The sequence below is a fragment of the Yoonia sp. genome (assembly GCF_036770585.1).
Classification (GTDB): Bacteria; Pseudomonadota; Alphaproteobacteria; order Rhodobacterales; family Rhodobacteraceae; genus Yoonia.
In genome coordinates, this window is sequence record NZ_DAIPIW010000091.1 from 1 (window position 1) to 8,915 (window position 8,915).

8 protein-coding genes and 1 pseudogene are annotated in these 8,915 nt (G+C 61.9%); 6 read left to right on the forward strand and 3 right to left on the reverse strand.

The window, feature by feature from the left end:
- Nucleotides 1–160: 160 nt before the first annotated feature.
- Nucleotides 161–820 carry a lipoyl(octanoyl) transferase LipB gene (lipB, locus tag V7N12_RS12605; protein WP_333714958.1) on the forward strand — a complete coding sequence of 220 codons (660 nt, stop codon included), beginning with the start codon at nt 161–163 and terminating at the stop codon, nt 818–820.
- On the opposite strand, the pseudogene V7N12_RS12610 reads toward lipB, so the two are convergent.
- Nucleotides 817–1,947, reverse strand: a pseudogene (locus tag V7N12_RS12610) (carboxylate-amine ligase). The gene lipB and the pseudogene V7N12_RS12610 overlap by 4 nt on opposite strands.
- A gap of 221 nt (nt 1,948–2,168) precedes the next feature.
- Here V7N12_RS12610 and ctaD point away from each other — a divergent pair.
- Together ctaD and V7N12_RS12620 are read left to right on the forward strand one after the other, a co-directional pair.
- Nucleotides 2,169–3,842 (forward strand): cytochrome c oxidase subunit I, encoded by a 1,674-nt coding sequence (gene ctaD / locus V7N12_RS12615; protein ID WP_333714959.1) that lies wholly within the window; start codon nt 2,169–2,171, stop codon nt 3,840–3,842.
- Nucleotides 3,843–3,975: 133 nt separating this feature from the next.
- A complete protein-coding gene (locus V7N12_RS12620) occupies nt 3,976–4,467 on the forward strand; it encodes a DUF2244 domain-containing protein (RefSeq protein WP_333714961.1) in 492 nt (163 codons plus the stop codon).
- Here V7N12_RS12620 and V7N12_RS12625 read toward each other — a convergent pair.
- Entirely contained in the window at nt 4,464–4,925 is a 462-nt protein-coding gene (locus V7N12_RS12625) for a GatB/YqeY domain-containing protein (RefSeq protein ID WP_333714963.1), read from the reverse strand. The genes V7N12_RS12620 and V7N12_RS12625 overlap by 4 nt on opposite strands.
- Before the next feature lie 171 nt (nt 4,926–5,096).
- Between V7N12_RS12625 and carA the strand changes: the two genes are divergently transcribed.
- Nucleotides 5,097–6,233 (forward strand): glutamine-hydrolyzing carbamoyl-phosphate synthase small subunit, encoded by a 1,137-nt coding sequence (carA, locus tag V7N12_RS12630; protein WP_333714965.1) that lies wholly within the window; start codon nt 5,097–5,099, stop codon nt 6,231–6,233.
- A gap of 2 nt (nt 6,234–6,235) precedes the next feature.
- Here carA and V7N12_RS12635 read toward each other — a convergent pair whose 3' ends face one another.
- Complete coding sequence (locus V7N12_RS12635; protein WP_333714966.1) at nt 6,236–6,889, reverse strand: GntR family transcriptional regulator; 654 nt, start codon at nt 6,887–6,889, stop codon at nt 6,236–6,238.
- Between the two features lie 100 nt (nt 6,890–6,989).
- On the opposite strand from V7N12_RS12635, the gene V7N12_RS12640 reads away from it, so the two are divergent.
- On the forward strand, nt 6,990–7,637 hold the full coding sequence (locus V7N12_RS12640) for a pyrimidine 5'-nucleotidase (protein ID WP_333714967.1): 648 nt from the start codon (nt 6,990–6,992) through the stop codon (nt 7,635–7,637).
- 38 nt (nt 7,638–7,675) lie between these two features.
- A complete protein-coding gene (locus V7N12_RS12645; RefSeq protein ID WP_333714968.1) occupies nt 7,676–8,866 on the forward strand; it encodes a UbiH/UbiF family hydroxylase in 1,191 nt (396 codons plus the stop codon).
- Nucleotides 8,867–8,915 lie beyond the last annotated feature (49 nt).

The following is an 8,915-nucleotide window of genomic DNA, read 5'->3' on the forward strand; positions in this document are numbered from 1 at the left end:
AGTTACCCCACAGCGACCTCAACGCTGCGCGTCTACCAATTCCGCCACGACCGCATCTTCATAGCTGGTAGCTGCGCGCACTCTTAGACGAGGCCTTTTGGGATGCCAAGAGGGAAAAGAGCCTCTTTTCAACTGATCCCTGCCCCGCTACCCAAGCGGCATGGTGGAATGGATCACAACCGACGCGCTGACCCCTTACGAAGAGGCGCTGGCCTTCATGGAAGCCCGTGTCGCGGGGATCATCGCAGGTGATGCTGACGAATGTGTCTGGCTGTTGGAGCACCCGCCGCTTTATACCGCCGGCACCTCGGCAAAACCGCAAGACCTGGTCGATCCCGACCGCTTTCCGGTCTACGAGGCGCGGCGCGGCGGCGAATACACCTACCACGGCCCGGGCCAACGGGTCGTCTATGTCATGCTGAACGTGGGCAAGCGCGGCCATGACGTGCGCCGTTTCGTGCAGGACCTCGAAGCCTGGGTAATCGCCACGCTTGCGACCTTCAACATCACGGGCGAAATCCGCGACGGACGTATCGGTGTCTGGGTGCAGCGCCCTGAACGGCCGCGCAGCGCCAATGGCACGATCGCCGAGGACAAGATTGCAGCCATCGGCATCCGTCTGCGCAAATGGGTGTCGTTTCACGGGATCTCGATCAACGTCGAGCCCGACCTGACCCATTTCGACGGCATCGTGCCATGCGGTATCCGCGACCATGGGGTGACATCGCTGGTCGATCTGGGGTTGCCCGTCGGGATGGATGATCTGGACGTCGCCCTGAAAGCGACGTTCGACGATATCTTCATGACGTCAACGACTTAGAGATCGGCGTTGAATTCCGCGACAAGAAAGGCCACGACGGCTGACAGGGCCTCTGTCTGCGACCCGCCATCCGACAACGCCTGTTCGTAGATGTGCCTTTGTTGATCGGCGCTGGTGCCGTCTTTCATGATTTGCCGCGCGGCGGTCACTTCGTCCACGCAGTCCAGCATCTGCGCATCTTCGGCGATCAGCTCCAATATCTCGTCCAGCGCCTGCGCGAACGGGATCATCTTGCGACGGCCGAAATCGATCAGCCCTTCGCTGACGCCATAGCGCTGCGCCCGCCAGCGGTTCTCCTGGATCAAGAAGTTCTCGACCACCCGCCAGCCGAAACCTTCCATCGACTTGCGCCATAGCATCCGCGTCAGACATTGCGTCAGGGCTGCGAGGGTCAGCGTCACCTCCATCCGCGGGGCGACATCGCAGATGCGGGATTCGATCGTGGGGAACTTGGCCGAGGGGCGCAGGTCCCACCAGATTTTCGAGGCATCCTCGATCAGCCCGAGGTCGACCAGCAGGTTCACGGTGGACGAAAACTGCTCCCATCCGGTCATGTAGGGCGGCAGCCCCGTGCGGGGCAGATTGTCGAAGACGGTCAGCCGATAGGAATTCAGCCCCGTGTCCTGCCCCTGCCAGAAAGGCGAGGAGGCCGAAAGCGCGTGCAGATGCGGCAGGAAGTATTTCAGCTGGTTGACCAGACTGATGCGCATTTCCTTGTCGGGAATGCCGACATGCACATGCATCCCGCAGATCAGCATCCGGCGCGCGACCCCGGCAAGATCCTTGCGCAACTGGTTGTAGCGTTCCTTGTCGGTGTGAGGCTGGTCCTTCCAGTCCGCGACCGGATGGCAGGAGGCGGCAATCGGCGCCAGCCCGTAGTCGGCCGCATGTTTGGCCACAGTGCGGCGCAGATGGCGCAGATCCTTGCGCGCCTCGGCGATGGTCTTTCAGACATGGGTGCCGATCTCGATCTGGCATTGCAGGAATTCGGGGCTGACCTGTTCGTCGAGATCGGCCTTGCAGGCCGCGATCAGGCCATCGGGCGCCTTGGCAAGAGCCAGCGTTTCGCGATCGACCAGAAGATACTCTTCTTCGATGCCGATGGTGAATGGTGGTGCTTCCTGCATGCCGAACTCCTTCACTTTCCAGACAGCCTAGCAAGCGGCATCGGACCTGTCAGCGGCGAAGGCCATATCGGGGGCAAGTTCACGGGGCCTGCGCCAAATTAACTCATTCCGGAACCCGCATCCGACATTGCCCCATTGCGCGCAACCCTCTAGAACGTCCGGCAACAGATGCCGTGCAATGACTCGGCGTCCGCGAAAGTAGCCAATACGAGGAGAGCCACATGGCAGACGCAGCCATCCACGGCGACGACCATCACGACGAGCGGGGCTTCTTCACCCGCTGGTTCATGTCGACCAACCACAAGGACATCGGGATCTTGTATCTTTGGACCGCTGGTGTCCTTGGGTTCATCTCGGTCGCATTCACGGTCTACATGCGGATGGAGCTGATGCACCCCGGCGTGCAGTACATGTGTCTGGAAGGCGCACGCCTGACAGCCGCCGCCGCCGGCGAGTGCACACCGAACGGTCACCTGTGGAACGTGCTGATCACCTACCACGGCATCCTGATGATGTTCTTCGTCGTCATCCCGGCCTTGTTCGGTGGCTTCGGCAACTACTTCATGCCGCTGCAGATCGGCGCCCCCGACATGGCCTTCCCGCGCCTGAACAACCTGTCCTATTGGATGTTCGTGGCCGGGGCGTCACTTGGTGTCGCCTCGATGCTGGCACCGGGTGGCAATGGTCAGGCAGGATCCGGCGTGGGCTGGGTGATGTATGCGCCGCTGTCCACGTCAGAGGCGGGCATGTCGATGGACCTTGCGATCTTCGCCGTGCACCTGTCCGGCGCATCGTCCATCCTTGGCGCGATCAACATCATCACGACCTTCCTGAACATGCGGGCCCCGGGCATGACTCTGCACAAGGTGCCGCTCTTTGCATGGTCGATTTTCGTGACCGCCTGGATGATCCTTCTGGCCCTGCCCGTTCTGGCGGGTGCCATCACCATGCTGCTGATGGACCGGAACTTCGGTTTCGGCTTCTTCCAGCCCGATCAGGGCGGTGACCCGATCCTGTATCAGCACATCCTGTGGTTCTTCGGTCACCCCGAAGTCTACATCATCATCATCCCCGCCTTCGGCATCATCAGCCACGTGATCGCAACCTTCTCGCGCAAGCCGATCTTCGGCTATCTGCCCATGGTCTATGCGATGGTCGCCATCGCCGTCTTGGGCTTCGTCGTCTGGGCGCACCACATGTACACGGTCGGCATGTCGCTGACCCAGCAGAGCTACTTCATGCTGGCCACGATGGTCATCGCCGTGCCGACGGGCGTGAAGATCTTTTCGTGGATCGCAACCATGTGGGGCGGTTCGGTCGAGTTCCGCGCGCCGATGCTTTGGGCACTGGGGTTCCTGTTCCTGTTCACCGTCGGCGGCGTCACCGGGATCGTTCTCAGCCAAGCCGGTGTCGACCGTGTCTATCATGACACCTACTACGTGGTTGCGCACTTCCACTACGTCATGAGCCTTGGGGCGGTCTTCGGCATCTTCGCGGGGATCTACTTCTACCTGCCCAAGATGGCCGGTCGCATGTATCCCGAATTCTGGGCCAAGGTGCACTTCTGGATGATGTTCGTCGGTGCCAACCTGACCTTCTTCCCGCAGCACTTCCTGGGACGTCAAGGCATGCCACGTCGCTACATCGACTATCCCGAAGCCTTCGCTTACTGGAACTATGTCTCCAGCTGGGGGGCCTTCCTGTCCTTCGCCTCGTTCCTGCTGTTCATCGGGATCATCTTCTACACGCTGACCCGCGGTGCCCGTGTGACCGAGAACAACCCATGGAACGAATATGCCGATACGCTGGAATGGACACTGCCATCCCCGCCGCCCGAGCATACGTTCGAAACGCTGCCCAAGCGCGAGGACTGGGACAAACACCACGCGCATTGACGCGTCCCCGGATCGGAAAAGAAAGCCCCCGCCTTGGCGGGGGCTTTGTCTTTTGCGCCAACAGATTGCGACCAAGCGTCTGGCCCTTCCAAGCCGAATTGACGCGCGCGGGATAGCGGATAGATAAAGCACCATGCCCTACGAATGGAGCCCGAAACCCGACGCCGAAGACAGCCAATGGCAGCTGAGCCTTTGGCCCTACCGCTCGCTGTTGCGCAAGGACTTCGTGATCTTCATCGGGGCGACGGCTGCGCTGGTGTCGCTGCCTCTTTTGTCGGTCCTGGGGCAGCCTGTGCTGTGGGGGCTGCTTCCGTTCTTTCTGATGATGCTTGCGGGCGTCTGGTTTGCGCTACATGTCAGTTACAGGCGCGGCGAGGTGCTTGAAGAACTGACCGTCGACCGGACCCATGCCGCCCTCGTGCGCCACAACCCCAAAGGCGACAGGCAGGAATGGCACGCGAACCGCTATTGGGTCACGGTGCACCTGCATCCAAAGGGCGGCCCGGTCGAGAACTACATCACCCTGCGCGGCGGCGACCGCGAGGTCGAGATCGGCGCATTCCTCGATGCGGCCGAGCGGGTGACGCTTTACAATGAACTGAAAGGGGCCTTCCGGCAGGGCTAGCCCAGCCGATCTTTCACCATGGGTCCGGCTTTGCCGAAATCCATCTGGCCGGTGTATTTGCCTTTGAGCGTGGCCATCACCTTGCCCATGTCGCGGATGCTGGTCGCGCCGACATCGGAGATCGCGGCGTCGATGGCCTTGGCGACCTCTTCCGAGGTCAGTTGCTTTGGCAGGAATTCCTCGATCACCTTGACCTCGGCGAGTTCCTTTTCCGCCAGTTCGATCCGCCCGCCCTCTTCATAGGCGCGCGCGCTTTCCTGGCGTTGTTTCACCATCCGGCCCATGATGGCCAGCACGTCGTCGTCGGTGACGCCGACTGCCTCTTCGCCGGTCCCGCGCAAGGCGATATCCTTGTCCTTGATCGCCGCATTGATCAGGCGCAGCGTCGAAAGCCGGTCGGCTTCCTTGGCGCGCATTGCATCCTTCAGGGCCGCATTGACCCTTTCGCGCATGTCCATGAATGTATCCCACGTTTCCCTCGAGCGAGTGCGGAACATAGTGCCCTCGACCCGCGCTGACAAGGTTTTCATCGGGTCAACCCGGGCGCGTCCCGGGGGGCCGGATACGGCCTTGACCCCCAAGGCGGACACCCTTAAACCCAGCGCAATTTGACCGAACGGAGTATGGCCATGGCGCAGAAACCGACAGCATGTTTGGCACTTGCGGATGGCACGATCTTCTACGGGATCGGCTTTGGTGCGACAGGCGAAACGGTGGCCGAACTGTGCTTCAACACCGCGATGACCGGCTATCAAGAGATCATGACCGATCCCTCCTATGCGGGCCAGATCGTCACCTTCACCTTCCCGCATATCGGCAATACCGGCGTGAACCCCGAAGACGACGAAACCGCCGATCCGGTGGCCGCGGGGATGGTCGTCAAATGGGACCCGACCCTGGCCTCGAACTGGCGCGCCACCGAAGAGCTGACCGCATGGCTGACCAAGCGCAACCGCATCGGCATGGGTGGTGTCGATACACGTCGCCTGACGCGGGCGATCCGCCAGCAGGGTGCGCCGCATGTGGCGATGGCGCATGATCCCGACGGCAACTTCGATATCGAGGCGCTGGTCCGCGCGGCGCGCGGTTTTTCGGGGCTGGAGGGGTTGGACCTCGCCAAGGATGTGACATGCGCGCAAAGCTATCACTGGAACGAGATGCGGTGGGCCTGGCCCCTGGGCTACAGGCCGCAGACCGATCCCAAGCACAAGGTCGTTGCCATCGACTACGGCGCCAAACAGAATATCCTGCGCTGTCTGGCAAGTGCCGGTTGCGACGTGACCGTCCTTCCGGCGACCGCAACGGCCGAGGATGTGCTGGCGCTGAACCCTGACGGCGTGTTTCTGTCGAACGGCCCGGGCGATCCTGCGGCGACCGGGGCCTATGCCGTTCCGATGATCAAGGGTGTTCTCGATGCCAACCTGCCGGTCTTTGGCATCTGCCTTGGTCATCAGATGCTGGCCCTTGCCCTTGGGGCCAAGACGATCAAGATGAACCACGGCCACCACGGCGCAAACCATCCCGTCAAGGATATGGAAACCGGCAAGGTCGAGATCACCTCGATGAACCACGGGTTCACCGTCGACAGCCAAAGCTTGCCTGCGGGTGTCGTGGAAACGCATGTCTCGCTGTTCGACGGCAGCAATTGCGGTATCCGCATGGCGGACAGGCCGGTGTTTTCGGTGCAATACCACCCCGAGGCCAGCCCCGGACCGATGGACAGCTACTATCTTTTCGAACGCTTCGCCGAAGCGATGCGTGCCTAAGCCTACTCGGCTGCCTCGACCGCCTGCGCATCCAGCTTCAGTCTGGTGATAAAGGCTTTCGAGATGTGGTCCCGCAGGGCCTGATCGGCGGCCTCGCCGTCTCCGGCCTCGATCGCGGCGACGATGGCCGCATGTTCCTTCAGCGTCTGATCCCCCCGCCCTTCTGCCGCGATCGAGGTCGTGGCAAGCAAGGCCATCGACCGGTGCACAAGGTCAAGCTGCTGCACCAGAAAGCGATTGTGCGACGCTAGATGGATCTGTTTGTGAAAGCGCCGGTTGGCACGGCTCAGCGCGTCGGGGTTGCCGACTAGCCCCTTGTCATCTTCCAGCATGTCGCGCAGCACCTTGATCTCTTCGGGTGTCGCATGGCGCGCCGCCAGACGCGCGGCCAAGCCTTCAAGTTCACCGCGCACGACGTAAAGTTCCGAAAGCTGCGAATGATCCAGCGAGGCGACGATCAGCGACCGCCCGTCGCGGGTCAGCAGCGACTGCGTCTCGAGCCGCTGCAAGGCTTCGCGGATCGGCGTCCGCGAGACACCGAAACGCTCGGCCAGTTCACTTTCGACGAGACGGTCGCCGGGCTTGTAGATATGGCTGTCGATCGCTTCGAGGATCAGCGCATAAGCGTCTTTTTGATTGGCGCGGTGGTCGTGCATCGGGTGTTCCTTTGGTCTGGGACAGACAATACGACTGTAAGGCCCGCCCGATCAAGGCAAAGCGATTGCGTCGCGATTTGCTGCGGCCTAGGTTGCTGCCATGGTCGCGAAATACTTTTCACATGTCGAAACATGGGTCTTCGACCTCGACAACACGCTTTATCCGCCTTCCGCGAACCTCTTCGGGCAGATGGACCTGCGGTTTTCCAATTATGTCCAGCGACTGACAGGATTAGAGGCTGACGCAGCGCTGCGGCTTTGCCACGACTACTGGGATAGCTATGGTTCGACCCTGATGGGGTTGATCGAACATCACGACGTCGATCCGCATCATTTTCTGGCCGATGTGCACGACATCGACATTTCCCACCTCGCAGAAGACGAAAGGCTGACGGATGCTCTGCGCGGTCTCAAGGGGCGCAAGATCGTCTATACCAACGGATCGGAAAACCACGCCAAGCGGGTGCTCGCCAAGCGTGGCCTGACGCAGCAGTTCGATGCGGTCTACGGGGTCGAACACGCCCAGTTCGCAGCCAAACCGACCGAGGGTGCCTTTGCCCGCGTCTTCACCATGGACGGGCTGGATACCACGAAGGCCGCAATGATCGAGGACGAGGCACGCAACCTGCGGGTGCCGCATGCCTTGGGGATGCGGACCGTGCATGTCCACCGCCCCAAGAGCAACGATGATTTCGTGCACCACCACAGCGATGATCTGACGGATTTCTTGTCGCAGGTGGTGCGCTGACCCTTTCCGCCAGCGCGGCTGCGGCATATGTCGGAAACATGAAACGACAGACGACCGATATCGTGATTGCCGGTGGTGGCGTGGCCGGGCTGGCAGCCGCCGCGGCCTTTGGCACGGCGGGCTTCAATGTCACGATCATCGACCCGACCCCCCCTGTGACTGTCGGCGATCAGGACGGATCGGACCTGCGCACCACCGCCTTCCTGCAACCGGCACAGCGGTTTCTGGAAACGGCGGGCCTCTGGTCGAAACTGGCCGCCCATGCGGCGCCGCTTCAGATCATGCGGATCGTCGATATCGGCACGGAAAAACCCGTCACCCGCGACTTTGACGCCGCCGATATCTCGGACCTGCCCTTCGGCTGGAACCTGCCCAACTGGCTTTTGCGGCGCGAGATGGTGGCCCGGCTGGCAGAGCTGCCAAACGTCGATTTCCGCGCCGGGGTGGGCTTTCGTGCGATGCTGGCGCGCACATCCGAGTTGATCGTGACGCTGAGCGACGGATCACAGCTTGCAGCCAAGCTGTTGATCGGGGCCGATGGCCGGAACTCGGCGGTGCGGCAGGCGGCCGGGATTGGCGCGAAGACCATGCGCTACGGGCAGAAGGCCCTGACCTTCGCCGTCACGCATGACGCCCCGCACGACAACGTCTCGACCGAAATCCACCGCAGCGGCGGGCCGTTCACGCTGGTGCCCCTGCCCGATCATGATGGCAAGCCCTGCTCTGCGATCGTCTGGATGGACAAGGGCGCCGAGGTCAACCGCCTCGCCGCCTTGGACGCGGACACCTTCGAGACCGCCGCCAACGACCGATCGGGCTTTCTTTATGGGCCGCTCAGACTTGCGACGCGGCGTATGGTCTGGCCGATCATCAGCCAGATCGCCGACGAACTGGTGGCACCGCGGACCGCGCTTGTCGCCGAGGCCGCCCATGTGATGCCGCCCATCGGCGCGCAGGGGCTGAACATGTCATTGCGGGATCTGTCATGCCTTCTGGACCTCGCCACTGCCAAGCCAGTGCATCTGGGCGATCCGAAGATGCTGGCAACCTATGCGCGCCAAAGGCATCCCGATATCAGGCTGCGTGTCACGGGCATCGACGCACTGAACCGCGCGTCCATGGCGGGACGTCCGCTGGCGCAGAGCTTGCGGACCAAGGGGATCGAGGCGCTCTATGGTGCGGCACCCGTCCGCCGGACCCTGATGAACCTTGGGTTGGGCGCGGGCTAGGTCACGCACTCATAAAAGTGTAGCGGCGTTTGAGGATTGCTGATTCACT

Excerpts from the sequence above, each read along its gene's own strand:
- V7N12_RS12620 (WP_333714961.1), top strand. The coding sequence starts at position 3,976 with ATGCCCTACGAATGGAGCCCGAAACCCGACGCCGAAGACAGCCAATGG.
- carA (WP_333714965.1), top strand. The coding sequence starts at position 5,097 with ATGGCGCAGAAACCGACAGCATGTTTGGCACTTGCGGATGGCACGATC.
- V7N12_RS12635 (WP_333714966.1), bottom strand. The coding sequence starts at position 6,889 with ATGCACGACCACCGCGCCAATCAAAAAGACGCTTATGCGCTGATCCTC.
- V7N12_RS12640 (WP_333714967.1), top strand. The coding sequence starts at position 6,990 with ATGGTCGCGAAATACTTTTCACATGTCGAAACATGGGTCTTCGACCTC.
- ctaD (WP_333714959.1), top strand. The coding sequence starts at position 2,169 with ATGGCAGACGCAGCCATCCACGGCGACGACCATCACGACGAGCGGGGC.
- V7N12_RS12645 (WP_333714968.1), top strand. The coding sequence starts at position 7,676 with ATGAAACGACAGACGACCGATATCGTGATTGCCGGTGGTGGCGTGGCC.
- V7N12_RS12625 (WP_333714963.1), bottom strand. The coding sequence starts at position 4,925 with ATGGACATGCGCGAAAGGGTCAATGCGGCCCTGAAGGATGCAATGCGC.
- lipB (WP_333714958.1), top strand. The coding sequence starts at position 161 with ATGGTGGAATGGATCACAACCGACGCGCTGACCCCTTACGAAGAGGCG.